Source organism: Streptomyces sp. B93, from assembly GCF_018070565.1.
In the GTDB taxonomy this organism is placed as follows: domain Bacteria; phylum Actinomycetota; class Actinomycetes; order Streptomycetales; family Streptomycetaceae; genus Streptomyces.
Genome location: NZ_JAGPXL010000001.1, coordinates 153,858 through 179,846, shown reverse-complemented (window position 1 = coordinate 179,846; position 25,989 = coordinate 153,858). Strand labels below are relative to the sequence as shown.

Sequence of the window (25,989 nt, the reverse complement as noted above, 5' to 3'; positions counted from 1 at the left end):
GTGGTGAACGGGCGAACAGTGCTCGAACGCTTTCCCGCGGGCGGGCCGAGAGGATCATGGCCCGCGGAGGAGTTCGCGCACGCGCGGCGGCTGGAAGGGCTGCCCGCCGAGGTCGTCATGGACCTCGCCACGGACACGTTCCTGGTGATCGTGCGCGGCGGTGACGCCGCCGACTGACGCGCGGCTCAGCTGGACTCCGAGGTCGGCAGCCGCTCGGCGACCGCGGTGAACTGCTCCGCCTGGAGCGCGTACAGCTCGGCGTAGACCCCGCCGCTCGCCAGCAGTTCGTCCGGAGTCCCGGATTCCACCAGCCGCCCCCGGTCCAGCACGTGCACCAGGTCGGCGTGGCGTACGGACGCCAGCCGGTGCGTGATCAGTACGACCGTCTGGCCGGTCCCCGCCAGGGACCGGATCCGCTCGAAGACCTCCAGCTCGGCACGGGCGTCCAGGGCCGCCGTCGGCTCGTCCACGATCAGGACGCGGCCCCCGCGGTAGGCCGCCCGGGCGATCCCGAGCCGCTGCCACTGCCCACCCGACAGGGAGTGCCCACCGCTGAAGTGGCGGGCCAGCAGGGTGTCCAGGCCGCGCGGCAGGTCCGCCACCACGCCCCGCGCGCCCGCCTCCCGCACCGCCTCGGCCAGCCGGTCCTCGGTGAGCGGCGCCGAGGAGCGGCCCACGGCGACATTGACCCGCGCGGTGAACGGCCAGCGCTTGAAGTCCTGTGCCACCATCGCGATCCGCTCGGCCAGCCGGTGCCGGTCCGCGGTCGCCGTGTCGACGTCGTCCCACAGCACACGGCCCTTGTCCGGGGTGTACAGCCCCGCCAGTAGCTTGACCAGGGTCGTCTTGCCCGAGCCGTTCTCGCCGACCAGCGCGACGATCTTGCCCAGGGGGATGGTGAGGGTGACACCGTCGAGGGCGGGGCGGCGCGGCTTGCCCCCGGAGTCCGGGTGCTCACCCGGGTAGGTGAAGCTGACGTCCTCGAAACGGATCTCGCGCGGGGCCGCGGGCAGGGCCGTCCCGCCGACCGGGATCAGCCGGGTCTCCGCCTCGCTGTGCAGCCGCTGGAGGTCGCCGACGAACAGGGCCTCCTCGTGCAGCGCGTTCACCTCGACGACCAGGGTGTCCAGGTTCGCGGAGCCGGTACGGATCGCGATCACCGCCGTACCGGCGACGGACAGTGCCATCGAGCCGGTCAGCAGCAGGCCGCCCAGCGTCGCGTACGTCGCCACCGTCGCCAGGCCCGTCCACAGCGCGGCGATGAGACCGGTGCGGGCCGCCAGCCGGGCCAGCCGGGCCTGCTCCGCCTCCGCCGTCTCCGACATCGACCTGAAGTGCCGCAGCAGGAACGGGCCCACCCCGTGCACCCGGATCTCCGGCGCCGCCTCCGGCTCGATCAGCAGCGAGGCGAGCAGCCGTCCCGCGCGCTCGTGCTGCACCCACGCGTGGAACGACTCGTACCGGCGCCGAGCTATGGTCAGCGCGCTCCACGCGCTCGGCAGCGTCATCGTCACCAGCAGCGGCAGCAGCGCCGGATGCAGCACGGTCAGCACGCTCGCCGCCGCGACCAGCGAGATCATCGCGTTCACCACGTGCGTGGCGTACGAGATCATGCGGCGGGCCGAGGCGGCGCCGTACTGCGCGGTGTCCAGCAGCTTGTGGAAGGCGTGGTCCTCGATCGCCGTCAGCTCCACCGACGCCGCGCGCTGAAGGTACTGCTCGGTCGCCACCCGCTCCACCTTCGGCTCCAGCCGTCCGGTGGCGTACGTCGACGCGGCGCGCAGCAGCGCCGAGAGCAGCGCCACGGCGGCGACCGTGGTCAGGGCGGGGGCCGCGTCGCGCAGCCGGTCCTCGATCGGGCCGCCCGCGAGCAGTCGGCCCAGCACGCTGTTCACCGCGAGGAGACTGACCGCCTGGGCCGCGCCCCGGCCGGTCTCGGCGGCGATGACCGCCCGGGTGGCCCGCCGGTCGGCCTGGCGGGCGAGGCGGAAGCTGGCGGAGAGGAGGGCGGGGAGGCGGATGATCATCGCCCGGAAGTTCAGCTCCAGGAAGGCGTCCGAGTGCTGGTTCCAGCCGGTGTCGTAGCGGAGGGGGCCGCCGAAGAGGAGACGTTCCGAATCGGAGACGCCGGGGTGGTCGGCGTCGGACGCCCCGGGCTCGTCCGGACGGCCCCCCTGTGTGCCGTCTGCCCGTGCCTTTCCTGCCACCGGGGACCTCCCTCGCATCCGCACCGGCCGTGGGTGAACGGCCACTATCGCGGCGTGGACCGGGCGCCGGGCAGGGCGCGCGACGGGGGGAGGCGGGCGCGCGGGCGTACGCCAGCCGGGCGGGGGTACGCCGTCGGATGCGCGGGCGCGGTGTGCGGCTAGGCGGTGATCGGGCGGGACCAGGTGGGTGTGGTGCCCATGGCCTGGCACAGGGCCAGGTAGAGCGGGATCGGCGGGGTGTACGGAACCGTGCCGTCCGGTCGGTGGATGAGACGCGTGACCTCAGGGACGAGGGCGCCGGTCGCGTACTGCGCGGGGGCGGGCCAGTCCATGGCGTAGTCGGAGTCGGACGGTACGAGCCACCACCAGCGTGACTGGTCGGCGTAGACGCACCCGACGCGTGGCAGCCGGGGCGTGATCAGGGGGCCCAGGTGTGCGGGCGCGGCCACCGCGTCGCAGCCCAGGGGGGCCGTCATTCCGTCGGGCAGGGACAACCGGAGCTGCGGATCCCTCGCCGGGACGCGCGAGGCGCGACCGAGGCGGACCAGCGTGTCCAGGCTGAGCACCGCGCCGCCGCCGGGGGCAGCCGTCATGGGCGGTGCCCTTCCGGGCGCTGGCGGTGCGGGGGTATGCCCGGGAGCAGCGGCTGCCTGGTCGGGTGGTGGGTGATCGGCTGGGCCCCGGTCCACTGGCGGGCGGGGGACTGGGGCCCGGTCCGCTGACAGGCGGCGGGGTTCCCCTCGTCCTCGTCGCCCGAGCCACCGGACTCACCCGGCTTCGGACGCGCGCCCCAGCCGAGGTCGTCCCGGGGGGAGAGGGCGTTGCCGGGGGGTGGTGGGGTCGGGCGGGGGGCGTGATCCGGGGGCGTGCCGTGGCCGGGGATCGTGCTGTGCGCCGGGGCCGAGCCGTGGGCGGGGGCCGTGGCGTGCCCCGGAACCGAGCTGTGCGCCGGAACCGAGCTGTGGGCCGGAGTCGGACCGTGCGCCGGGGCCGAGCCGTGGCCGGGGGCCGTGCCGTGCCCCGGAACCGAGCTGTGGCCCGGAGTCGGGCCGTGCCCCGAGGCCGAGCTGTACCCCGGAGTCGCGCCCTGCCCAGGTACGGAGCCCTGGCCGGGGACCGAGTCGTCCTCGGGCACGGTCAGGCCGTCGTCCTGAGTGGCCGTCCCGCGTGTCAGCTCCGCCCAGACCAGCAGGCCGGGGCCGTGTTCCAGGGCGCCCCAGGCCCGGCAGAGGGCGTCGACGAGGAGCAATCCCCTCCCGTGCTCCTCCTCGGGCCGACTCGGAGACGGGTGGGGCTCGCCCGGCGCGCATCCCTCGTCACGCACGGCTATCCGCACCAGGTCGTCGCTGTCGTGCAGCTCGCACACCACCGTCGCGCTCGCGGTGTGCACGATCGCGTTGGTGACCAGCTCGGAGACGACCAGCGCCGCCGTGTCGCAGGTGTCCTCGCACACCGACCAGCCGGTCAGCCGGGCACGCGTCAGGCGTCTCGCCTGGGCGGGAGAGCCCGGATGGGCGGCCAGTTCGAAGCGGAACCGGCGCTCGGAAGGGGCCCCGGCGGGGCCGGCTCCCGTGGTGGCGCCAAGGCCGGATGAGCCCATGGCGGCGTCTGTTCCTAAGGGCGCGGACGGAATCACGCTTGCCACTATCTCCCCGTCGTGAACACTTGGCAAGTGTCACTCTGAAAATTGCAGAGTGCTGTGTGACGTAGTGGAAGCCCATGGCACACTGCTCGCAACAGCACGTCGAACGGCGCCACTTGGGACCGCCGAAGGTCTGGCCGAAGGTGTCCGATCGGTCCGTTTTCCTGCGGATCGGCGCGCAATTTGAGGGCATGTGTCAGGTCAGTTCTTCGAAAGGGTCTTCGAATGGCGCCGTCGGGCTGTGCGCGATTCCCTGCTGGAGGTGGAGCGTGAGTGAGCCACGGTCCGCGCCGACGGTCGGCCAGGTCGTCCTCGGCCGACGCCTGCTGGACCTGCGAGAACGCGCGGGCCTCAAACGTGAGGAGGCCGCCCGCGTGCTGCGGGTCGCCCCCGCCACGGTCCGCCGCATGGAGATGGCCGAGGTCGCGCTCAAGATCCCGTACCTCCAACTGCTCCTGAAGGCCTACGGCGTTCCCGACGACGAGGCCGAGGCCTTCGTCCATCTGGCCGAGGAGGCCAACAAACCCGGTTGGTGGCAGCGCTTCCACGACATCCTTCCCGGCTGGTTCTCCATGTACGTCAGCCTGGAGGGCGCCGCCGCCCTGATCCGCAGCTACGAACCCCACTTCGTGCCCGGACTCCTCCAGACCGAGGACTACGCCCGTGGCGTCTTGACCTCGGGCGCCGTCGGTCAGGCGAGTCCCGAGGACATCGACGGGCACGTCGCGCTGCGCATGCAGCGCCAGGCGCTCCTCACCCGGGAGGACGCCCCCCGGATGTGGGTCGTGATGGACGAGACCGTGCTGCGCCGCCAGGTCGGCGGCCCGGAGGTGATGCGCGCCCAGATCGACAAGCTGCTCGACATCACGAAGCTGCCCAATGTGACGTTGCAGGTCATCCCGTTCGCCACGGGACCGCACCCCGGCACGTACGGGCCCTTCGTGCTGTTCCGATTCGCCATGCCGGAACTCCCGGACATGGTCTACAGCGAGTACCTGACCGGCGCCGTCTACCTGGACGCGCGCTCGGAGGTGGCGACCTACCTCGAGGTCATGGACCGCATGGCGGCGCAGGCCGCTACGGCACATCGCACGACCGAGATCCTCAAGGATCTCCGCAAGGAGCTGTGAATGGATCGCATCAAGCCGCGCATTCGCGTCTACAACGGCATGCCCGCGCGTGAGCTGGGCAGCGAAGGCTGGCACAAGCCGTGGAGCGGCGGCAACGGCGGGAACTGCCTGGAGGCCATGAAGCTCGCCGACGGCCGGATCGCCGTCCGGCAGTCCACCGATCCGGACGGTCCGGCGCTGATCTACACGACGGACGAGATGACGGCCTTCATAGAAGGCGCCAAGGCGGGGGAGGCGGACTTCCTGCTGTCCTGAACCGCACCCCTGCTTGTTGTTCAGAAGAACCGCGATTCCCGTACGTTGGCACTGAGTTGATCATTAACTGCTTGAGACCCTTATGGAGTGCGTCATGACCGGGCAGCACCACATCGAGATCGACACCAGCAAACCGCACCCCGCACGGATGTACGACTGGTACCTCGGCGGCAAGGACAACTACCCCGTCGACGAGGAGATGGGGCGTCAGATGCTGGCGCTGGACCCGCGCGTGCCGGTGATGGCGCGGGTCAACCGGGCGTTCATGCACCGCGCCACCCGCTGGCTGGCCGGGCAGGGCGTCCGGCAGTTCCTGGACATCGGCACGGGCATCCCGACCGAGCCGAACCTGCACCAGGTCGCCCAGCAGGTCGCCCCCGACGCACGCGTGGTCTACTGCGACAACGACCCCATCGTGCTGGCCCACGCCGCGGCGCTGCTGCGCAGCACGCCGCAGGGGATGACCGAGTACCTCCAGGCCGACGTGCGGGACCCGGCTGCCATCATCGACGGGGCGAAGAAGGTCCTCGACCTGGACCGACCGGTGGCCCTCTCCCTCATCGCGCTGCTGCACTTCGTCTCCGACGCGGACGGCGCGCACGAGCTGGTGAACCGGCTGCTGGCCGAACTGCCCTCCGGCAGCTACCTGATGATGACCCACGCCACCGGCGACTTCACGCCGGAGGAGTCGGCGGCGGCGACGGAGAAGCTCAAGGCGGCGGGCATCACCCTCGCCCTGCGCTCCCGCACCGAGTTCGCCCACTTCTTCGACGGCCTCGAACTCGTCGACCCCGGCGTCGTCGTGGTCCCCGACTGGCACCCGGAACTGGGCGAGCCGGTCCCGGGGCAGGACGACGGGGTGATCCCCGGGTACGGCGCGGTGGGGCGCAAGCCCTGACCGGAGCGGGGTGCTGAGCCTGGGCCCGGGTCCGTTTCGGGGCTTGGGCCTCGGTCGGTTCCGGGCCTGGGCCTCGGTCTGTTTCCGGTCCTGGGCGTGGGCCCTTGGCGCTGTGCCTAGGGCTTGTGCCGGTGCCGGTAGCCGGTGCCTCTGCCTGCGCAGGGCGGGGCCGTCCGTCATACGGCCATGGGACGGTCGTACGGTCCGATCGGCGCCGGAAGCCGGGAGCTGCCCGTCAGATGGCGGTCGACGGCCGCCGCCACCGCCCGCCCCTCGGCGATCGCCCACACGATGAGCGACTGCCCGCGCGCGGCGTCCCCCGCGGCGAACACCCCGGGCACATTGGTGGCGAAGGACGCGTCCCGGGCTATCGTCCCGCGCGGGTCCAGCTCCAGCCCCAGCTGGTCGATCAGCCCGTCCGTCCGGTCCGGGCCGGAGAAGCCCAGCGCGAGCAGGACGAGGTCGGCGGGGAGCGCCCGGCCGGTGCCGGGCAGCGGGCGGCGCTGTGCGTCGACCTCCACCAGGTGCAGTGACCGCACATGACCGTCCGCGTCACCGGTGAGCCGCAACGTCGACGCCGCGAACAGCCGCGCGTCCGCGTCCGCCGCCGGTGCGGTGCCCAGCGCGCGGGCCTCCTCGTGGGCGGCCGACAGCCGGTAGATCCGGGGGTACGTCGGCCAGGGCTCGGTGTCCTCGTCGCGCTCCGTGCCCGGCTGGGCGTAGATGTCCAGCTGGGTGACGGACGCGGCACCCTCCCGTACGGCCGTGCCCAGACAGTCCGCGCCGGTGTCGCCGCCGCCGACGATGACCACGTGCTTCCCCGCGGCCGACAGCGGGGAGGTCCGCAGATCGCCCTCACACACCCGGTTGGCCAGCGGCAGGTACTCCATCGCCTGCCGGACTCCGGTCAACTCGCGCCCCGGCACGTCCAGTTCACGCCACGCCGTCGCCCCCGTGGCGATCACGACGGCGTCGTACCGCGCCCGCAGCTCCGCCGCCCCGACGTCCCGGCCGACCGCCGTGGACGTACGGAACTTGGTCCCCTCCGCCCGCATCTGTTCCAGGCGCCGCTCCAGATAGTGCTTCTCCATCTTGAACTCGGGGATGCCGTACCGCATCAGCCCGCCGAGCCGGTCGTCCCGCTCGTACACGGCGACCGTGTGCCCGGCCCGGGTGAGCTGTTGCGCGGCGGCGAGCCCGGTGGGACCCGACCCGATCACCGCCACCGTCCGCCCGGACAGCCGGTCCGGTGGCCGCGCCTCAGTGAACCCCTCCTCCCAGGCCCGGTCGGCGATCGCGCACTCGACGTTCTTGATGGTGACCGCGGGCTGGTTGATGGCGAGCACACACCCCGCCTCGCACGGCGCGGGGCACAGCCGCCCGGTGAACTCCGGAAAGTTGTTCGTGGCGTGCAGACGGTCGCTCGCCCGCCACCAGTCCTCCCGGGAGACCAGGTCGTTCCACTCGGGGATCAGATTGCCCAGCGGACACGCCTCGTGGCAGAACGGGACCCCGCAGTCCATGCAGCGGTCGGCCTGCTTGCTGACGATCGGCAGCAGGGCGCCGGGGACGTACACCTCGTCCCAGTCCCGGACCCGCTCCTGGACGGGCCGCCGGGGCCAGTCCTGCCGAGGCGTGGTCATGAAACCCTTGGGATCGGCCATGGCCGTCTCCCTACGTCTTCCGGGCGTACGCCCCTGTCGCCGCGCACGCGGACCGTCGGCCGTGCGTCGTCGGGCGGCACGCTTTCGGCCACGATACGTCTCTTCCGCCTGGTGCGCAGAGGGCCGGACAGCGCTTTCTGCGAGGTGCGGGGCCTGGTGCCGCCGACGCCTGCCGGTGGGCCGGGTTCAGATGAGCGCCAGCACGCAGGCGACCGCCGCGAGGGCCGAGGCGACCGTCCGGACGTGGTTCCACAGCGTCCACTGGCGCACATATATGGGCCAGTACGCGTCCGCCTCCGCCGTACCCGCCTCCAGCCGGAGCAGCCGGTCGTTGCGGGGCACGTTGGCGCCGACCGTGACCCCGAAGGACCCCACGAGCTGGAGCCCGCTCCCCACCAGCAGCGCCACCGCTCCCTCGTCCGGCCACACCACCAGCGTCACCACCGCGATCACCGCGGACAGCAACGCCGTCCCCAGGAACACCGCCATGAACGCCGGACGCACCGCCGCCACGTTGATCGCCTTCATCGCCGCGACGCCCTGCGCGGGCGGCAGCGCCGCGAGCCCTCGCATCACGAACGTCGAGAAGGCACAGAACACCCCGGCCACCAGGCCGTTCCCCACCACACCCAGCACCGTCAGCACCAGGAACGGCCCGTCGATCATGTCGTTTCCCCTCCGTCAGCGTGCGTCCGGGCTCGCGCCCGGCTGTTCTCCCGCCACCACAGGCATGATGGCCGTGTGCGACTCGAAGCGATCACGTGGGAACGGCTCGGCGAAGGGCTCGCCGAGCGGCTGCTCGACCTGAAGCCGGAGGACGGCAGCCCCTGGACCCGTGTCGCCTTCGACGGCGCCCCGGCGGCGCGCCCGGGTGACCTCGCCGAGCGGGTCCACGAGGCGCTGCGGATACGCGGCCGTCCCTCGCTCGTCGTGAGCACCGAGGGCTTTCTGCGCCCCGCCTCGCTCCGTCTCGAACACGGCCGCCAGGACGTGGACTCCTACTACGACGGCTGGTTCGACACCGGCGCGCTGTGGCGCGAGGTGTTCGGCCCCCTCGAACCCGGCGGCAATGGGCAGATCCTGCCCGACCTGCGGGACCCGGTCACCGACCGTGCCACCCGCAGCCCTTATGTTCAGCTCCCGCCGGGCGGTCTGCTCCTCCTCCACGGCCCCCTGTTGCTGCGCCACTGGTTCCCCTTCGACCTGTCCGTTCATCTCCTCCTCTCCCGGGGAGCCCTGCGCCGCCGCACCCCCGAGACCGACCACTGGACCCTCCCCGCCTTCGAACGCTACGAGCAGGAGACCGACCCCGCCGCCACGGCCGACGTTCTCGTGCGGGCCGACGATCCGCGCCACCCGGCGTGGCGCGGCTGACCGGACGCTCCAGGTGCGGCCACCCGGAGGCGCGGCGAGAATGAAGGGCGCCGGGACTAGCGGTGCCCTCCGTGCCGCGCCGGCCGTCCGGCACCGGGAGGTACTCCATGACCACAGCCGGAGACATCATGCACCGGGGCGCCCAGTGGATCCCCGTCCACGAGACCCTCGACCGCGCGGCTCAGCTGATGCGTGAGCTGGGTGTCGGGGCCCTGCCCATCAGCGACGAGAACGAGCGACTCTGCGGCATCCTCACCGACCGCGACATCGTGGTCGGCTGTGTGGCGATGGGGCACGACCCGGCCAAGGTCACCGCGGGCGACATGGCCCAGGGCACCCCCCGCTGGATCGAGGCGAGCGCCGACGTCGGCGAGGTGCTGCGCGAGATGCAGACCCACCAGATCCGTCGGCTCCCCGTCATCGAGAACAAGCGTCTCGTCGGCATGATCAGCGAGGCCGACATCGCCCGCCATCTGACGGGGGACCAGGTCGCCTCCTTCGCCGGACGCGTCTACGCCGAGAGCGGCGCCCGCTGACGCCTTCCGCTCAGAGCCAGCCGTTGCGTCTGAAGCCGCGGTACAGCACCAGGCAGGCCGCGGATATGACGCCGAGGACCAGCGGGTAGCCGTACCGCCAGCTCAGCTCCGGCATGTGCTCGAAGTTCATGCCGTAGACGCCGCAGACCATGGTGGGCACGGCGACGATCGCGGCCCAGGCCGTGATCTTCCGCATGTCCTCGTTCTGCGCCACCGTGACCTGGGCCAGGTGCGCCTGGAGGATCGAGTTGAGCAGTTCGTCGAAGGCGGCGATCTGCTCGGCCGCTCTGAGCTGATGGTCGGCGACATCGCGGAAGTAGGCCTGTATCTCCGGGTCCACCACCCGTATCGGCCGATCGGCGAGTTCCAGGAGGGGACGGCCGAGGGGGACCACGGCCCGCTTCAGCTCGAGCAGTTCGCGTTTGAGCTGGTAGATCCGGCCGGGGTCGACCCGTGCGCCGTGCTCCGCGAAGACGTCCGTCTCCACCAGGTCCATGTCCGCCTGCACGGCGTCGACGACACTGAGATACTCGTCGACGACGTAGTCCGCGATGCCGTGCAGCACGGCTGACGGGCCCTTGGCCAGCTGGAGCGGGTGCGACTCCAGTTCCTCGCGCACCGGTCCGAGCGAGCCGTGCCGTCCGTGCCGGACGGTGATGGCGAAGTCATGGCCCAGGAACACCATGATCTCGCCGGTGTCCACCACCTCGCTGGTCGCGGTGAGTTCCTCGTGCTCTACGTAGCAGACCGTCTTGAACACCGCGAAGAGCGTCTCGCCGTACCGCTCGAGCTTAGGGCGCTGGTGGGCTTCGATGGTGTCCTCGACCGCCAGCGGGTGCAGATCGAACAGTTCGGCGATACCCGCGAACTCGTCGTTCGTCGGTTCGTGCAGCCCGAGCCAGACGAAGCCGTCGCCGCTCTTGCGCACCCTTTCCACCGCGTCGGCCAGTTCGCCCTCGACGGGGACCCGCACCCCGTCCTCGTACGCCACGCAGTTGACCACCGAGGAGCCCAGCGGGGAGCGTGCGGGATGGCTGAGGTCGACGCGGCGCCGTCGCCGGGTCAGTCCGGCCACCTTGCGCAGGCCGCCGACCGTGCCGAGACGCCTGACCTTCCGCAGATTCCCTGCCATGGACATCCGGTTCTCCTCGCTGCTCCCCCGTGACGCGTTTCCACGCCCTGCCGCGCCAGTTTGCCAGCCGTGCGAGTCCCGCGGGGAAGCCTGTGGAAACGCTCCGTTCCGCTTGGTTCCCGCCTGTGGACAACGGGACTTCGCCGGACATCTCGTCGTACCGGAGCGTCGCCCCCACCCGACAAGCCGGACAACTGGGATGATCTCGGCATGATGCGAACCGATGGTCATCTCCTCGACAACCGGCCCGAGGCGGCAGCGCGCTCCGACGCCCTCGCCGCCCTCTTCGACCCCACGACCTTCCGGCACCTCGAAACCCTCGGGGTCGGGCCCGGCTGGCGGTGCTGGGAGGTCGGCGCCCGCGGTACCTCCGTCGTGTCCTGGCTGGCCAAGAAGGTCGGCCCGACCGGCAAGGTCGTCGCGACCGCCACGGACATCTCGTGGATCGCCTCGGTGGCCCGACCGCCGGTGGAGGTGCGCGTCCACGAGGTGGGCGTGGAGCGACCGCCGGGAGAGGGCTTCGACCTGGTGCACGCCCGGCTCGCGCTGGCCCGAGTGCCCGACCGCGAAAGGGCGTTGCGGTCCATGGCCGAGGCGCTGCGCCCCGGCGGACGGCTCCTGGTCGAGGACACCGACCCCGCCCTGCAACACCTGGCCTGCCCCGACGAGCACGGCCCCGAACAACAACTGGCGAACCGGCTCCGCAAAGGTCTTCTGCGGCTGCTCATCGGCCGGGGCGAGGACCTCTCCCACGGGCGCAAACTCCCGCGCCAGCTCCGTGCGGCCGGACTGCGCCGGGTGGGTGCCGACGCCTACTTCCCGGTCGCCTCGCCCGCCTGCGCCGCGCTGGAGTCCGCGACGATCCGTCAGTTCCGGGACGAACTCGTCGCCGCGGGCTTCGGCAGCGGCCAGGACATCGACCGCCACCTGGAGAACCTCGCCTCCGGCTCCATGGACCTGGCCACCGCACCGATGATCTCGGCGTGGGGGCGCAGGGCGTAGGTGCCCGGCAGTTCGAAAGGCAGTCAGATCCCCTGTCGCATCCGCTGCTGAGCATCTCCCGGCGGTCTTCCGCCCGGCCGCCCACCCACCCGCTCCACGGCCAGGGCGCCCGCGCGGCACCCCTCAACGGAGGCCGCCTCCGGCGCGGCCCCGGCGAGCAGTGCGGCGAGGAAGCCGCCCGTGAAGGCGTCGCCCGCGCCGGTGGTGTCCCGAGGCGTCGCCCGTACGGCGGGCACCCGGGCGCACACCGCGCCGGACCTGGCGACCAGTGCGCCCCGCGCCCCCAGCTTGACGACCACCAGTGGCACGTGGCGGCTCAGTTTGGCCGCCGCGTCCGCCGCGTCGGGCAGCCCCGTGAGCAGGCAGGCCTCGTCACGGCTGGGCAGCAGCACCTCCACACCGGCGACCAGGTCCAAAAAGCGGTCTACGCCCAGCTCGCTGAGGAACCCCGCCGACGCGGGGTCCAGGCTTACCGGCACCCCACGCGCGCGTGCCGACGCCAGGGCCGACGTCAGCAGCGCCCGGCTCGGCTCGGAGAACAGCAGATAGCCCGACAGATGCAGGCGCGCGACCCCGTCCAGCAGCGCCTCCGACCAGTCGCCTGGATCCAGCCGCAGCGATGCCCCGCTGTCCGTGAGGAACGTCCGCTCGGCCGCGGCGCCCGTGTCCACCAGGCAGATCACCGTGCCGGTCGGCGCCGTGGGGTCGACGACGAGCCGGGCCCGCACGCCGGAAGCGGTCAGCTCCCGTTCGTGCCACGCCGCCGCGTCGGCCCCGACCCGGCCCAGCAGCCGGACGTCCGCGCAGCCACTGTGCGCCGCCCAGCAGGCCACGTTGGCACCCGCCCCGCCCGGCAGCGTCCGCACCGATGCCGCCGTGTCGGTGCCGGACGCCAGCGGGCCGCGGTGACGGGCCACGACGTCGGTGACGACGTCCCCCACGACCAGCAGCGCGCCCGCGCCCGAACCACCCGCCCCCACGGCCTCGCCGCCCGCCCCGCTCACACCCCGGCCCAGGCCGCCGCGATCCTCCCCGCCAGCCGTACGTTGCCCCGCACCGCCGCCAGATTGGCGCTCAGCGAGGCGCCGTCCGTGTGCCGCACGAGGTGGTCGAGCAGGAACGGTGTGACCGCCTGGCCGGTGATCCCCTCCCCCTCGCAGGCCCGCAGCGCCTCGTCGAGCACGCGCGCGTGCAACTCGGGATCCAGTTGCTCCGCCTGGGGGACCGGGTTGGCCACGATCAGCGCCGACTCGGGCCCGCCGAGCGTGTCCTGCGCGCGCATGACGTCCGCGACCTCCCCCGGCGTTCGCAGCGTCCAGTCCACCGGATGCCCCGAGTCGGACAGATAGAAGCCGGGGAAGCGGTCCGTGCCGTATCCGGCCACCGAGACGCCCAGCGTCTCCAGTCGCTGCAAGGTCGCCGGTACGTCCAGGATCGACTTCACGCCCGCGCACACCACCGTGATCCGGGTCCGCGCGAGCAGCCCCAGGTCGGCGGACTCGTCCTGCGTCACCGTCCACTCCCGGTGCACACCGCCCAGACCGCCCGTGGCGAACACCCGCACCCCGGCCAGCGACGCCAGCAGGGCCGTGGCGGACACCGTCGTCGCGCCGCTCGCCCCGCCCGCGACGGCCAGCGACAGATCACGGTGGCCCAGCTTGCGGATGCCGTCCTCGTTCGCGATCCGCTCCAGCTGTTCCTTGTCCAGTCCCACCCGCGGCTGCCCGTCCAGGACGGCGATCGTCGCCGGTACGGCACCCTCGCGCCGTACCGCATCCTCCAGCTCCAGGGCCACCTGGAGGTTGCGCGGGCGGGGCAGCCCGTGCGCGATGATCGTGGACTCCAGCGCCACCACGGGCCGACCCGCGTCGACCGCCTCCCGCACTTCCTCGGACACCACCAGCGACACGCGCGTGCCTCCCGTCTGTCGGTCTCCCCTCATCCCTGGCGGGCGGCGCGCCCGGTCAAACCCTTGCCGTCCGTGACGGACCCCACCAGCCTTGGGTGCATGACGGACAACACGACACGTCTCGACCATGTCGTCCTCTGGGTGCGCGACCCGGTCGCCGCCGCGCACTTCTACGAGAAGGCGGTCGGCCTGGAGCCGCTGGGAGTGACCGAGTTCGCCGCGGGAGAGGTGTCCTTCCCCTCGGTGCGCCTCAACGAGGAGACGATCTTCGACCTCGCGCCCCTGACCATGGCGGAGCACATGAACATGCTGCCCGGAGCCGCACAGAGCGCCGGGCACCCCGTGAACCATGTCTGCCTGGCCCTGCCCGAGCAGGACTTCCACACCCTCCGCGCCCGCCTGGAGGAGCACGCCGTCCCCGTCTCCGGGATCGTCCCCGACCTCCTGGGCGCCCGCGGCACGGCCCGGCGCAGCTTCTACTTCCGCGACCCGGACGGCAACGTCTTCGAGATCCGCCACTACACGTAGCGCACGAGCCGCTGCCGGTCTCAGAAGAGCGGCTGCGGCAGCACACCCTCCAGGGCGAGCAGGGTCCGCTTGGTCTCCAGGCCGCCGCCGAAGCCGCCGATGCCGCCGTCGCTCTCCACGACCCGGTGGCAGGGCACGACGACGGGCAGCGGGTTGGCGCCCATCGCCGCCCCGACCGCCTGTGCCGCGCCGGGCTGACCGACCCGGTCGGCCAGATCGCCGTACCCGACGACCGCGCCGTACGGCACCGAGGCGGCCAGCGCGCGCAGCACCTGCCGGTTGAAGCCGGAGATCAGCGACCAGTCCAGGGGCAGCTCGAAGTCCTTGCGGGCACCGGCGAAATACGCCTCGACCTGGCGTATCGCCTCCGTCAGCAGGGCGGCGGAGGGGTCCTCGACGGGCTCGGTGCCCAGCCGGGAGGCGAGCCGGGCGAGGGCCCGCTCGCGCACGGCGTCCGTGGCGTGGAACACGACGTTGACCAGGCCCTGCCCGGTCGCGGCCAGCAGCAGGGGACCGATGCCGGTGTCGACGACGGTCCACACGACCTGCTGCTCGTCCTGCCGCTCGTACTGCCCATCCTTGTCCATGCGCCTCACCGTACGACCCGCCACTGACATCGCCCGCCGAGTCGCCGGCTCCGGTGCCGCCGAGGGGCCGGGAAACCGACCGGAAAGCCACATGGGGGACGGTGGGCCACGCCGGCGGTCACCTCAGCGGCACAAGTGGGGCAAGGCCGTGTTTCTTTGCCGGAAAATCGTTCGACCGCCCCGATCGGGGTCATACTCTTCGCCTCAACCATGACCGCGCGGGCGGTCCTGGGAGGGGGCGGACATCGACAGATCTCGGGACGCGAGAGGGCGGAAGGGCAGCCGCGCATGCAAGGCACGGTCGACGGATTCAGCTACGGCCTCGTCACCCCGCTGGTGGGCTTTCTCATGGCCTGCCTCGGGGGTGCCCTGGGGCTGCGCTGCACCACCAGATCCATGCTGGTCACCCACTCCTGGCGCCCCGGCTGGCTCGCCCTCGGCTCGGCGGCGATCGGCTCCGGGATCTGGACCATGCACTTCGTCGCGATGATGGGCTTCACCATCGACGAGGCGCCCATCCGCTACGACAAACCGATGACGTTCGCCAGCCTCGGCGTCGCCATCCTCATGGTGGGCGTCGGGATCTTCATCGTCGGCTACAAGGGCGCGCGCGGGGCGGCCCTGTTCACCGGGGGCACCATCACCGGCCTGGGCATCGCCACCATGCACTACCTGGGCATGGCGGGCATGCGCTTCGAAGGGACCTTCGAGTACAACACCCTCACCGTCGCCCTGTCCGTCGTGATAGCCATGGCCGCGGCGACCACCGCCCTGTGGGCGGCCGGGCAGGTCAAGGGGTTCCTGTGGAGCGTGGGCGCCAGCCTCGTCATGGGACTGGCCGTCTCCGGGATGCACTACACGGGCATGGCCGCCCTCAGCGTGCACCTCCACGACACCTCCGCGGCCGCCACCCCCGGCGACTCGGCCGCGGCCCTGCTGGCACCCATGCTGATCGGCCCGCTGGCCTTCCTCTGCCTGGCGGGCGTCGTCATGATGTTCGACCCGCTGATGGTCATGGGGAAGCCCGTCTGGCCCCCCATCGAGGACAAGCCGGGCGTCCCGGCGCACGCCGTGGTCGCGCACTCCGCGCGCCGCCGCCCCCTGCGCCCGCTCCGTCCGCGCCGCCAGGTCGGGTACCGGGGCTCGCGCACCCCGCAGAACCGCTGATCCGAGCCCGTTGTCAGTGGTGGGTCGTACGGTGGATGGCATGCGGCCCGTTTCCCACATCGAACGCACGGTGGCGCCCTTCGAGGTCGTCAGCCCCTACCAGCCGAACGGCGACCAGCCGACGGCCATCGCCGATCTCGCCCGGCGCATCGAAGGCGGCGAGAAGGACGTCGTCCTGCTCGGCGCGACCGGCACCGGCAAGTCCGCCACCACCGCGTGGATGATCGAGAAGCTCCAGCGCCCCACCCTGGTGATGGCGCCGAACAAGACCCTGGCCGCCCAGCTGGCGAACGAGTTCCGCGAGCTGCTGCCGAACAACGCCGTCGAGTACTTCGTCTCGTACTACGACTACTACCAGCCCGAGGCCTACGTCCCGCAGTCGGACACCTACATCGAGAAGGACTCCTCGATCAACGAGGAGGTCGAGCGGCTGCGGCACTCCGCGACGAACTCGCTCCTCACCCGCCGCGACGTCATCGTGGTCGCCTCGGTCTCCTGCATCTACGGCCTCGGCACCCCCCAGGAGTACGTGGACCGCATGGTCCCCCTGCGCGTCGGCGACGAGATCGACCGGGACGAGCTGCTGCGCCGTTTCGTGGACATCCAGTACACGCGCAACGACATGGCCTTCACCCGCGGCACCTTCCGCGTCCGGGGCGACACCATCGAGATCTTCCCGGTCTACGAGGAGCTGGCCGTCCGTATCGAGATGTTCGGCGACGAGATCGAGGCGCTCTCCACCCTCCACCCGCTCACCGGCGAGATCGTCAGCGACGACCAGCAGCTGTACGTCTTCCCGGCCTCCCACTACGTCGCCGGTCCCGAGCGCATGGAGCGGGCCGTCAACGACATCGAGAAGGAGCTGGCCGAGCGCCTCGCCGAGCTCGAGAAGCAGGGCAAGCTGCTGGAGGCCCAGCGCCTGCGGATGCGCACCACGTACGACATCGAGATGCTCCGCCAGATCGGCACCTGCTCCGGCGTCGAGAACTACTCGATGCACTTCGACGGCCGCTCGCCCGGCTCCCCGCCCAACACCCTGCTCGACTACTTCCCCGACGACTTCCTCCTCGTCATCGACGAGTCGCACGTCACCGTCCCGCAGATCGGCGCCATGTACGAGGGCGACGCCTCCCGCAAGCGCACCCTGGTCGACCACGGTTTCCGGCTGCCCTCAGCCCTGGACAACCGCCCGCTGAAGTGGGAGGAGTTCCAGGAACGCATCGGGCAGACCGTCTACCTGTCGGCCACCCCGGGCGCGTACGAGCTGTCCCGTTCGGACGGCGTCGTCGAGCAGATCATCCGCCCCACCGGCCTGGTCGACCCGGAGGTCGTCGTCAAGCCGACCGAGGGCCAGATCGACGACCTGGTGCACGAGATCCGTCAGCGCACCGAGAAGGACGAGCGCGTCCTGGTCACCACGCTCACCAAGAAGATGGCCGAGGACCTCACCGACTACTTCCTGGAGCTGGGCATCCAGGTGCGCTACCTGCACAGCGACGTCGACACCCTGCGCCGGGTGGAGCTGCTGCGCGAGCTGCGGTCCGGCGAGTTCGACGTCCTGGTCGGCATCAACCTCCTGCGCGAGGGCCTCGACCTGCCCGAGGTCTCCCTGGTGGCCATCCTCGACGCCGACAAGGAGGGCTTCCTGCGCTCGGGCACCTCCCTGATCCAGACCATCGGCCGTGCCGCGCGCAATGTCTCCGGCCAGGTCCATATGTACGCCGACAAGATCACCCCGGCGATGGAGAAGGCCATCGACGAGACCAACCGCCGCCGGGAGAAGCAGATCGCGTACAACACGGCCAACGGCATCGACCCGCAGCCGCTGCGCAAGAAGATCAACGACATCGTCGCCCAGATCGCGCGCGAGGACGTCGACACCGCGCAGCTGCTCGGCACCGGGTACCGCGCCAAGAAGGACGGCGGTGGCACCAAGGCCCCGGTGCCCTCGCTGGGCGACAAGGCGGCCAAGGGCGCGAAGGGAGCCAAGGGAGCCAAGGGCAGGACCAAGGAGGCGGTGCCCACCGACCGGCCCGCCGCCGAACTCGCCGAGCAGATCGAGCAGCTGACCGAGCGGATGCGGGCCGCCGCCGCCGACCTCCAGTTCGAGATCGCGGCCCGGCTGCGCGACGAGGTCTCCGAGATGAAGAAGGAACTGCGCCAGATGCGGGAGGCGGGCCTGGCCTGACGGGCCCGGGCGGGCACCGGTCACCTCTGTGGCCGGTGCTCCCCGAACGCACCCCCGGGACCTGCCGGGAACGCGCAGTGTTGCAAGACCGACACAAAGTCCGAACCGGGGTACGTCACTGTCAGTGCCCCTGCGTAGTGTTCTCCGCATCCGCGATTTCGCGGTCAACAGGGGACGTTCGAGAGGGGAATCAGCGCGTGACCGTCAACATGACCAAGGGTCAGGCCATCAGTCTTCAGAAGAACGACGGCGGCAGCCTGACCGCGGTGCGCATGGGTCTCGGCTGGCAGGCGGCTCCCCGGCGCGGCCTGTTCGGCTCGCGCACCCGGGAGATCGACCTCGACGCCTCCGCCGTCCTGTTCGCGGACAAGCAGCCGGTCGACGTCGTCTTCTTCCGCCACCTGGTGAGCGACGACGGCTCCGTCCGGCACACCGGTGACAACCTCGTCGGCGGCGTGGGCCAGGGCGGCGACGACGAGGCGATCCTCGTCGACCTCCAGCGCATCCCGGTCCACATCGACCAGATCGTCTTCACCGTGAACTCCTTCACGGGCCAGACCTTCCAGGAGGTGCAGAACGCCTTCTGCCGCCTGGTCGACGAGACCAACGGCCAGGAGCTGGCCCGCTACACCCTCGCTGGTGGCGGCGCCTACACCGCCCAGATCATGGCCAAGGTGCACCGCAGCGGCTCCGGATGGACGATGACCGCCATCGGCACCCCCGCCAACGGTCGCACGTTCCAGGACCTGATGCCGGCGATCCTGCCGGTCCTCTGACCCGGCAGGGCGAGGCGTTACCCGACAGCGACGAGCGACACAGCGACACAGGGGGCAGAAGGCGATGACGGCCGAGCTGGCGCGGGGACAGAACCACCCGCTCTCCCAGACCCGTCTTGAGATCCGGGTCTCGGCCGGCACGCCGATCGTGGCCGCCGCGACGCTCAGCGACGAGCAGCACCAGGTGCACGGCGCCGAGTGGGTGGCCCATCCGGGCACACCCACCCTGGCCGGTCTCGAGGTGTCCCGGCAGGCAGCCGCCGATCATCGCCTCGCGGTGGACCTGGACGCCATGCCGGACGCCGTGCACCGCATCCACATCCTGCTGGCGCTGCCCGTCGGCCAGGGCGGCGGCCCGGTCCGCTTCGGCGCCGTCGCCGCCCCCTTCGTCGCGGTCACCGGCCTGGACGGCACCGAGATCGCCAGCTTCACCCTCACCGGCCTGGACGTCGAGTCCGCCGTCGTGGCGCTGGAGCTGTACCGGCGGCAGGGCTCCTGGAAGGTGCGCGCCGTCGGCCAGGGCTACGCGGGCGGCCTCGCCGAACTCCTCGCCGACCAGGGACTCCTCCACTCCCACCAGCTCGCGAGCACCATTCTCGACGCGGTCGGCCAGGGCATGGCCCGCTCGGTGGCGGCCCCTCCGCCCCGTACGGCGGACGGCGACCGCTCCCGGCAGGCCGCAGCGCCCTACGGCACCGGCGACCAGACCAACGCCCCGTACGGCAACCAGGGCCCCCAGGGCACCACCGGCCACCATCCGGGCTACCCGTCGACGGGCGCCCCGGCCGACCCCGCCGCGCAGCAGACCACCGGCGGACCCATCGACTACACCCACCCCGGCCGCGGCACTTCCGCGCCCCCACCCCCGCCGCCCACCGCGCCCCCGGCCCAGCCCGGACAGCCCCGGCAGCCGGTGGCGGGCGACGCGACCGGCTGGTCCATGGACGAGCGGCTCTACAACCAGGTCTGGGGCATGTTCGAGGACCTGGCCCGCACCACGGCCGCGTACCGCAGCGCCGTCGACTTCGCCGACTCCCGGATGGAGAAGGAGCTGGAGCAGGTCCTGTCCGATCCGCGCAGCCGGATCGGCGGCCAGGCCGACGCCGCCCGGGCTTCCGCCCGCGCCCGGCACACCCAGCTCGTCGACCAGGCCCGGCAGGCCCTCGACCGCGACCTCGCCCACCTCACCGCCGAGGCCGACGTCGTGGAACCGGCCCTGCCGCCGATGTTCGCCAGCTGGGACAACCCCGTGTGGCACGGCTACCGGGTCCCGATGGAGATCCCCATGGCCGTACGCCTGGGCGACCTCCATCTCCCCGAGTGCGCCCCGCTGCGCATACCGATGCTGGTCCGGCTGCCGTTGGAGCGCGGGCTGTGGATCGACAGCGGGCGCGCCGGATCGCTCGACGGCTCCTTCACCGACTCCCACGACCTGCGCCGCCTGGCGATGGAGGCGGCGGTGGCGCACGCCGCCCGGCTGCTGGCCGTCCACCCGGCGGGCGAGTTCACCGTCCATGTCATCGACCCCGCCGGTTCGGGTGCGCAGGCGCTGGCACCGCTGGTGCAGACCGGTGTGCTCGCCGCCCCGCCCGCCGTCGGAGCGGCGGGTGTCACCGAGGTGCTCGCCCGGCTCACCCAACGGGTGGACCTGGTCCAGATGGCGCTGCGCGGCGGCGCCGCCGACTCGCTCCCGCCGGACCTCGACACGGCTCAGCAGCTGCTGGTGGTCAACGACTTCCCGCACGGCTTCGACGACCGGGCCGTGACCCAGCTGCGCTACCTCGCCGACGAGGGCCCGGACGTCGGTGTCCACCTCATGATGGTCGCCGACCGGGAGGACGCCGCCGGGTACGGCCCGCTGCTCGATCCGCTGTGGCGTTCGCTGCTGCGACTGACTCCGGTGCCCGACGACCACCTCGCCGACCCGTGGGTCGGCCACGCCTGGACCTATGAGCCGCCGCTCGTCCCGTCCGGCAGCCAGGTCGTCCAGCAGGTGCTCACCCAGGTGGCGGCGGCCCGCCGCGCCTGGAAGCGCTGACCTGCCCCTCCCTCCGGATCAAGACCAGGTAAAACGCTCTGACCTCCGGCTTTGGCATGTCTTTTGCCGACCGCTTTACCGTTCCTTGGTGATTGGGTTACTGTAGACGGCACGGAGGGGAGTACTCCCTGCCAGTTTGCGGCGTCCCCGTCAATACGGATCAGGCCAGATCCCGGGGCGTCGGCCCAAGGGCGCCGGGCACACCGGTCACCCTGGGTGGAAGAGACCTCCGGCAGCGACGACGCTGACTGACTGTTTGCCGTTACGTACTGCCGGAGGCGCAGTGGATGTTTCCCTGACCCTGTGGGTCCTGACCATCGTGGGCCTGAGCGCCCTGATCGCCGTCGACTTCTTCATCGGGCGCAAGCCCCATGACGTGTCGATCAAGGAAGCCGGGATCTGGACCGTCGTCTGGATCGTCCTGGCCGGACTCTTCGGGGTCGGCCTGCTCGTCTTCGGTGGCGGCCAGCCGGCCGGAGAGTTCTTCGCGGGCTTCATCACCGAGAAGTCGCTGAGCGTCGACAACCTCTTCGTCTTCGTCCTGATCATGGCGAAGTTCGCCGTGCCCTCGCAGTACCAGCAGCGGGTGCTGCTCGTCGGTGTGCTGATCGCCCTGGTGCTGCGCGCCATCTTCATCGCGGCCGGTGCCGCGATCATCGCCAGCTTCTCCTGGGTCTTCTACCTGTTCGGCGCCTTCCTCATCTGGACCGCCTGGAAGCTCATCCAGGAGGCCCGCGCCGAGGAGCACGACGAGGAGTACGAGGAGAACAGGCTCCTCAAGGCCGCCGAGCGCCGCTTCGGCGTGGCCGACCGCTACCACGGCACCAAGCTGTGGATCCAGCAGAACGGCAAGCGGGTCATGACCCCGATGCTGGTCGTGATGCTGGCGATCGGGACCACGGACGTCCTGTTCGCGCTCGACTCGATCCCCGCGATCTTCGGCCTCACCCAGGACCCGTACATCGTCTTCACCGCCAACGCCTTCGCGCTGATGGGTCTGCGGCAGCTGTACTTCCTCATCGGCGGGCTGCTGAGGAAGCTGATCCACCTGAGCTACGGCCTGTCGATCATCCTCGGCTTCATCGGCGTCAAGCTCGTCCTGCACGCTCTGCACGAGTCGGGCGTCCATGTCCCCGAGATCAGCATCCCGGTCTCGCTCGGCGTGATCTGCACCGTCCTGATCGTCACCACGATCACCAGCCTGTGGGCCTCCCGGAAGCAGGACGCGGCCGAGGCGGCGCACAAGGAGACCGAAGGCGCTCCGAAGGACAGCATCAAGGGCTGACCACGTCCTGCGTAGGCACAACAAGCACCGGGAGTGTGCGCGGCGAATTGCCGACAACCACTCCCGGTGCTTGCTTGGTTGCGAGCGCTTTTCCCACCTCGGGGGCGCTGGGACCGGCGGAGGCAACCATGAAGTTCATGCAGATCATCGACTTCGAGACCGAGCGGCTCGAGGAGATGGAGCAGTTGCTGGAGGAGGCCCGGCAGGGCCTGGCGGGCAAGCAGAGCGGGCCCACCCACCGCATCTTCCTGAAGGACCGGGACACCCCGGGGCGCTACGTCGCGCTGATCGAGTTCGAGTCGTACGACGAGGCGATGCGCAACAGCGACGACCCCGAGACGAGCAAGCTGGCCCAGCGCCTGGGCGCGCTGTGCAGCCGGGAGCCCCGCTACACCGACTGCGACCTGCTCGACGCGAGCGAGCTGAAGTAGCCTCGCGCCCGGTGACCCTGCCGCCCCTGTCCCGGGCGCACGGCACGGTCACCGGCCGGTCGTCGCCTCCACGGCCCTGTCCGGCTCCGTCGCCGGGACCCGCGCCGGGCGGGTGTCCGGGAGCAGGGCGAAACAGGTCAGGCTGAGCAGCGCGATGCCGGTCAGATAGGCGGCCACGCCCCAGGGGACCCGGCCGCCCTGGTCCGCGAGCGCGGTGGCCACGATCGGGGTGAGGGCGCCGCCGAGGACCCCGCCGAGGTTGTAGCCGACCGCGGCGCCCGTGCAGCGCACCCGTGGCTCGTACAGCTCCGGCAGATAGGCGGCGATCACGGCGAACATCGTGATGAAGGCGAGCATCGCGCCCAGGAACCCGGTGAACATCAACAGCGGCGCTCCGGTGGCGAGCAGCGCCACCATCGGGAACATCCACACGGCGGCGGCCGAGCACCCGATCAGACAGAGCGGCCGCCGCCCGTACCGGTCGCCGAGGACGGCCATCAGCGGGGTGAGCGCCCCCTTCACCACCACGACCGCCATGACGCAGGACAGCATGACGGTACGGCTCACCCCGAGCCGTTCCGTCGCGTAGGCGAGGGACCAGGTGGTCACGGCGTAGAAGATCGCGTAGCCGACGGAGAGGGCCCCGGCGGTCAGCAGGACCAGGCGCCAGTGGTCGCGGACCACCTCGACGAGCGGCACGCGCGCGTGGTCGTCGATCTCCAGGAAGCGGGGACTCTCGGTGAGCGAGGACCGCAGCCAGAGGCCCAGCACGGCCAGCGCCCCGGCCACCCAGAACGGCACCCGCCATCCCCACTGGTCGAACTGCGCTTCGGTGAGCGTCGCCGAGAGGGCCAGCATCACGCCGTTGGCGAGCAGGAAGCCCACCGCGGGGCCGACCTGCGGGAAGCTCGACCACAGTCCGCGGTGCCGGGCGGGCGCGTGCTCGGCGGTCAGCAGTACGGCCCCGCCCCACTCGCCGCCGAGTCCCAGCCCCTGGAGGAAGCGCAGGACGAGCAGGAGCACCGGGGCGGCCACCCCGATCGTGTCGAACGTCGGTACGCAGCCGACCGCGACCGTCGAGGCGCCGGTCAGCAGCAGCGAGATCACCAGCACCGGCCGTCGTCCGTGCCGGTCCCCGATGTGACCGAACAGCACCGAACCCAGCGGCCGGGCGAAGAAACCCACGCCGAACGTGCCGAAGGCCGCCAGCGTCCCGGCCACCGGTGAGAACGTCGGGAAGAACAGCGGCCCCAGCACCAGCGCCGCCGCGGTCCCGTACACGAAGAAGTCGTAGAACTCGATGGCGGTTCCGGCGAGCGCGGCGGTGGCGATGCGCAGCATGCCCGGGGTCTTCACGGTCTGTACGTCGTGCATGCCGCGTCAACTACCCAGAGTGACCACGGGTTACGGGGGCGCACAGGGGTGCGGTCCGCGTCAGTAGGTGACGGTGATGCGCCGTGCGAAGCCGTCGACGCGGATCGTGCCGCCGTAGGGGATGACGAGCTGGGGATCGGTGTGGCCGAGGTCCACGTCGAAGACGGTCAGCAGATCGGGGGCGTACGCCTTGAGCGCGCGTTGTACGGCGGCGCGCTGCTCGGCCGCGTAACGCGCCCCCTCCTCGGGGCTGTTGGGCCGGGCGAAGTCCCAGGTCTTGGGGCGGCCCATCAGCAGCGCGGAGAAGCGCCGGAGCAGTCCGCGCTCGCCCATGCCGCGCAGGGTACGGAAGACCTCCTCGCCGCTCGGCAACTCCTCGGAGGTCTCCAGGAACAGCACCTGGCCGTCGTAGTCGGACAGGTCGTGGGAGATTTCGCGGTCGGCCATCAGCAGCCAGCCGATGATTTCCAGGCAGCCGCCCCAGCCACGGCCCTCCACGACCTGGTCGGCGTTCATCCAGGTCCAGCCGGTGCCGGGCCGGGTCTCTGGCTCCGCGTCGAAGGTGGCGGGGTCGGCCCAGTCCCGGCTGGTGTCGCGCCAGCGCTCGGCGGGCCGCAACTCGTACTCCCCGGAGGTGAACAGCGCCGCCCGCAGGGAGTCGGCGGTCTGTGGGTGCATGGCGACGGGGCGGCCCAGCTCCGCCATCACACTCGCGCCGTGGTAGCCGACGATACCGGTGTTGTACAGGTACGCCAGCAGGTTGGTGTTGTCGCTCATGCCGATGAACGGCTTCGGATGGGCGCGGATCAGCTCCCGGTCGAGCAGCGGCAGCACGGTGATCTGGTCCGAGCCGCCGATCGACGCGATCACCGACTTCACCTCGGGGTCGGCGAACGCGGCGTGGATGTCGTCGGCCCGCTCCTGGGGAGTGGCCTCCATCCTCCGCGTCGTCGGGTACTCGACCGGTTCCAGGCCGTACTCCTCGCGCAGCCGCCTCAGGCCCAACTCGTAGGGCAGGGGGAGGAGGCCGGGCAGGCCGCCGGAGGGCGAGATCACGGCGATGCGGTCACCGGGTGCGGGCTTCGGAGGATAGGCAGGTGTGATCATTTCGCGAGGATACGAGGGTCTCCGCGACGGCGCACCGTGATAAACCGGGTGCCAGCAGCGGTCCCCGCGGACCGCCCACCCGACGGACCGGAGGAACCGTGCCCCGCACCCTCGCCAGCGCCCCGATCATGATCCTCAACGGGCCGAACCTGAACCTCCTCGGCCGGCGCCAGCCCGAGATCTACGGCTCCGGCACACTCGCCGACGTGGAGGCGCTGTGCGCCGAGGCCGCGGCGGCGCACGGCGGCACGGTGGACTTCCGGCAGTCCAACCACGAGGGCGAACTGGTCGACTGGATCCACGAGGCACGGCTGGGCCACTGCGGCATCGTGATCAACCCGGGTGCGTACTCGCACACCTCGGTCGCCATCCTGGACGCGCTGAACACCTGTGACGGCATGCCCGTGCTGGAGGTGCACATCTCCAACATCCACCAGCGCGAGTCGTTCCGGCACCACTCCTACGTCTCGCTGCGCGCCGACGGCGTCATCGCGGGGTGCGGCGTGCAGGGCTATGTGTTCGGGGTGGAGCGCGTCGCGGCGCTGGTGGGAGCGGCCCGCGCGCAGGCGTAGCAGGGCGGCGACTGGCGCCGGGGCCGCCGGTCGAGGGCGGGGTATGAGGGACCGGCGGCCCGTACCGCGCGGGTGCCGTCGTCCCGCGCGGGGCTGATCCCAGTTGACCGCGCAACGACTTATGTCGGGGAGTGCGCGTGGCGCGCCGGTCTGTGCACTGCTTTCACACGGGGCGCGCGTGGCGCGA

Annotated in this window: 25 protein-coding genes and 1 pseudogene; 15 read left to right on the top strand and 11 right to left on the bottom strand. The window is 71.5% G+C overall.

All coding sequences use genetic code 11. The features are described from left to right. Positions 1–3 precede the first annotated feature (3 nt). Positions 4–177, top strand: coding sequence for a hypothetical protein (locus KBY47_RS00845; protein WP_210918867.1), 174 nt, complete (start codon positions 4–6; stop codon positions 175–177). Positions 178–185: 8 nt separating this feature from the next. Here KBY47_RS00845 and KBY47_RS00840 read toward each other — a convergent pair whose 3' ends face one another. From KBY47_RS00840 to KBY47_RS00825, 3 genes and pseudogenes are all read right to left on the bottom strand, one after another. Continuing rightward, a complete protein-coding gene (locus KBY47_RS00840; RefSeq protein ID WP_374103046.1) occupies positions 186–2,207 on the bottom strand; it encodes an ABC transporter ATP-binding protein in 2,022 nt (673 codons plus the stop codon). A gap of 158 nt (positions 2,208–2,365) precedes the next feature. Then, on the bottom strand, positions 2,366–2,800 hold the full coding sequence (locus KBY47_RS00835; protein ID WP_210918865.1) for a hypothetical protein: 435 nt from the start codon (positions 2,798–2,800) through the stop codon (positions 2,366–2,368). Positions 2,801–3,372: 572 nt separating this feature from the next. After that, positions 3,373–3,852, bottom strand: a pseudogene (locus KBY47_RS00825) (ATP-binding protein); the annotation flags it as partial. Between the two features lie 266 nt (positions 3,853–4,118). On the opposite strand from KBY47_RS00825, the gene KBY47_RS00820 reads away from it, so the two are divergent. The 3 genes from KBY47_RS00820 (at position 4,119) to KBY47_RS00810 (ending at position 6,132) form a co-directional block, all read left to right on the top strand. Continuing rightward, complete coding sequence (locus KBY47_RS00820) at positions 4,119–4,979, top strand: helix-turn-helix transcriptional regulator (RefSeq protein ID WP_210918864.1); 861 nt, start codon at positions 4,119–4,121, stop codon at positions 4,977–4,979. After that, positions 4,980–5,234: a DUF397 domain-containing protein gene (locus KBY47_RS00815; protein ID WP_210918863.1), complete on the top strand. Its 255-nt coding sequence runs from the start codon at positions 4,980–4,982 to the stop codon at positions 5,232–5,234. It begins immediately after the preceding gene. Positions 5,235–5,328: 94 nt separating this feature from the next. Further along, complete coding sequence (locus KBY47_RS00810) at positions 5,329–6,132, top strand: SAM-dependent methyltransferase (RefSeq protein ID WP_210918862.1); 804 nt, start codon at positions 5,329–5,331, stop codon at positions 6,130–6,132. A 176-nt stretch (positions 6,133–6,308) separates the two neighbouring features. Here KBY47_RS00810 and KBY47_RS00805 read toward each other — a convergent pair whose 3' ends face one another. Beyond that, positions 6,309–7,796: a glutamate synthase subunit beta gene (locus KBY47_RS00805; RefSeq protein WP_210918861.1), complete on the bottom strand. Its 1,488-nt coding sequence runs from the start codon at positions 7,794–7,796 to the stop codon at positions 6,309–6,311. A 186-nt stretch (positions 7,797–7,982) separates the two neighbouring features. Further along, positions 7,983–8,462 carry a DUF1772 domain-containing protein gene (locus KBY47_RS00800; protein ID WP_210918860.1) on the bottom strand — a complete coding sequence of 160 codons (480 nt, stop codon included), beginning with the start codon at positions 8,460–8,462 and terminating at the stop codon, positions 7,983–7,985. A gap of 75 nt (positions 8,463–8,537) precedes the next feature. On the opposite strand from KBY47_RS00800, the gene KBY47_RS00795 reads away from it, so the two are divergent. Further along, positions 8,538–9,170, top strand: a complete 633-nt coding sequence (locus KBY47_RS00795; RefSeq protein ID WP_210918859.1) for a uridine kinase — start codon at positions 8,538–8,540, stop codon at positions 9,168–9,170. 107 nt (positions 9,171–9,277) lie between these two features. After that, a complete protein-coding gene (locus KBY47_RS00790; protein WP_210918858.1) occupies positions 9,278–9,706 on the top strand; it encodes a CBS domain-containing protein in 429 nt (142 codons plus the stop codon). Positions 9,707–9,716: 10 nt separating this feature from the next. Here the strand turns inward: KBY47_RS00790 and KBY47_RS00785 are convergent, their stop codons facing one another. After that, a complete protein-coding gene (locus KBY47_RS00785; protein ID WP_210918857.1) occupies positions 9,717–10,844 on the bottom strand; it encodes a magnesium and cobalt transport protein CorA in 1,128 nt (375 codons plus the stop codon). Positions 10,845–11,048: 204 nt separating this feature from the next. Here KBY47_RS00785 and KBY47_RS00780 point away from each other — a divergent pair, with 204 nt between their 5' ends. Then, entirely contained in the window at positions 11,049–11,840 is a 792-nt protein-coding gene (locus KBY47_RS00780) for a methyltransferase domain-containing protein (protein ID WP_210918856.1), read from the top strand. 23 nt (positions 11,841–11,863) lie between these two features. Here the strand turns inward: KBY47_RS00780 and KBY47_RS00775 are convergent, their stop codons facing one another. Both KBY47_RS00775 and KBY47_RS00770 read right to left on the bottom strand, forming a co-directional pair. Further along, complete coding sequence (locus tag KBY47_RS00775; RefSeq protein ID WP_308404995.1) at positions 11,864–12,844, bottom strand: PfkB family carbohydrate kinase; 981 nt, start codon at positions 12,842–12,844, stop codon at positions 11,864–11,866. After that, on the bottom strand, positions 12,841–13,749 hold the full coding sequence (locus KBY47_RS00770) for a pseudouridine-5'-phosphate glycosidase (protein ID WP_308404994.1): 909 nt from the start codon (positions 13,747–13,749) through the stop codon (positions 12,841–12,843). The genes KBY47_RS00775 and KBY47_RS00770 overlap by 4 nt, the downstream gene beginning before the upstream one ends. 99 nt (positions 13,750–13,848) lie before the next feature. Here KBY47_RS00770 and KBY47_RS00765 point away from each other — a divergent pair, with 99 nt between their 5' ends. Continuing rightward, positions 13,849–14,277, top strand: a complete 429-nt coding sequence (locus KBY47_RS00765) for a VOC family protein (protein ID WP_210918854.1) — start codon at positions 13,849–13,851, stop codon at positions 14,275–14,277. A 20-nt stretch (positions 14,278–14,297) separates the two neighbouring features. Here the strand turns inward: KBY47_RS00765 and KBY47_RS00760 are convergent, their stop codons facing one another. Then, on the bottom strand, positions 14,298–14,864 hold the full coding sequence (locus tag KBY47_RS00760; protein WP_210918853.1) for a methylated-DNA--[protein]-cysteine S-methyltransferase: 567 nt from the start codon (positions 14,862–14,864) through the stop codon (positions 14,298–14,300). 288 nt (positions 14,865–15,152) lie between these two features. Here KBY47_RS00760 and KBY47_RS00755 point away from each other — a divergent pair, with 288 nt between their 5' ends. From KBY47_RS00755 to KBY47_RS00730, 6 genes are all read left to right on the top strand, one after another. Beyond that, positions 15,153–16,031, top strand: a complete 879-nt coding sequence (locus KBY47_RS00755; protein WP_210918852.1) for an MHYT domain-containing protein — start codon at positions 15,153–15,155, stop codon at positions 16,029–16,031. A gap of 40 nt (positions 16,032–16,071) precedes the next feature. Continuing rightward, positions 16,072–18,219, top strand: a complete 2,148-nt coding sequence (gene uvrB / locus KBY47_RS00750; RefSeq protein ID WP_210918851.1) for an excinuclease ABC subunit UvrB — start codon at positions 16,072–16,074, stop codon at positions 18,217–18,219. A 197-nt stretch (positions 18,220–18,416) separates the two neighbouring features. Further along, the gene (locus tag KBY47_RS00745; RefSeq protein ID WP_210918850.1) at positions 18,417–18,995 is read left to right on the top strand and encodes a TerD family protein; all 579 of its coding nucleotides are present in this window, start codon (positions 18,417–18,419) and stop codon (positions 18,993–18,995) included. Between the two features lie 64 nt (positions 18,996–19,059). Beyond that, positions 19,060–21,033 carry a TerD family protein gene (locus KBY47_RS00740; RefSeq protein ID WP_210918849.1) on the top strand — a complete coding sequence of 658 codons (1,974 nt, stop codon included), beginning with the start codon at positions 19,060–19,062 and terminating at the stop codon, positions 21,031–21,033. Positions 21,034–21,316: 283 nt separating this feature from the next. Beyond that, positions 21,317–22,318: a TerC family protein gene (locus tag KBY47_RS00735; protein ID WP_210918848.1), complete on the top strand. Its 1,002-nt coding sequence runs from the start codon at positions 21,317–21,319 to the stop codon at positions 22,316–22,318. A gap of 128 nt (positions 22,319–22,446) precedes the next feature. Continuing rightward, complete coding sequence (locus KBY47_RS00730) at positions 22,447–22,749, top strand: hypothetical protein (RefSeq protein ID WP_210918847.1); 303 nt, start codon at positions 22,447–22,449, stop codon at positions 22,747–22,749. A 48-nt stretch (positions 22,750–22,797) separates the two neighbouring features. Here KBY47_RS00730 and KBY47_RS00725 read toward each other — a convergent pair whose 3' ends face one another. Continuing rightward, positions 22,798–24,123: an MFS transporter gene (locus tag KBY47_RS00725; protein WP_247694009.1), complete on the bottom strand. Its 1,326-nt coding sequence runs from the start codon at positions 24,121–24,123 to the stop codon at positions 22,798–22,800. A 60-nt stretch (positions 24,124–24,183) separates the two neighbouring features. Beyond that, a complete protein-coding gene (locus tag KBY47_RS00720; protein ID WP_210918846.1) occupies positions 24,184–25,230 on the bottom strand; it encodes a S66 peptidase family protein in 1,047 nt (348 codons plus the stop codon). Between the two features lie 98 nt (positions 25,231–25,328). On the opposite strand from KBY47_RS00720, the gene aroQ reads away from it, so the two are divergent. Continuing rightward, positions 25,329–25,802: a type II 3-dehydroquinate dehydratase gene (aroQ, locus tag KBY47_RS00715; protein ID WP_210918845.1), complete on the top strand. Its 474-nt coding sequence runs from the start codon at positions 25,329–25,331 to the stop codon at positions 25,800–25,802. Positions 25,803–25,989 lie beyond the last annotated feature (187 nt).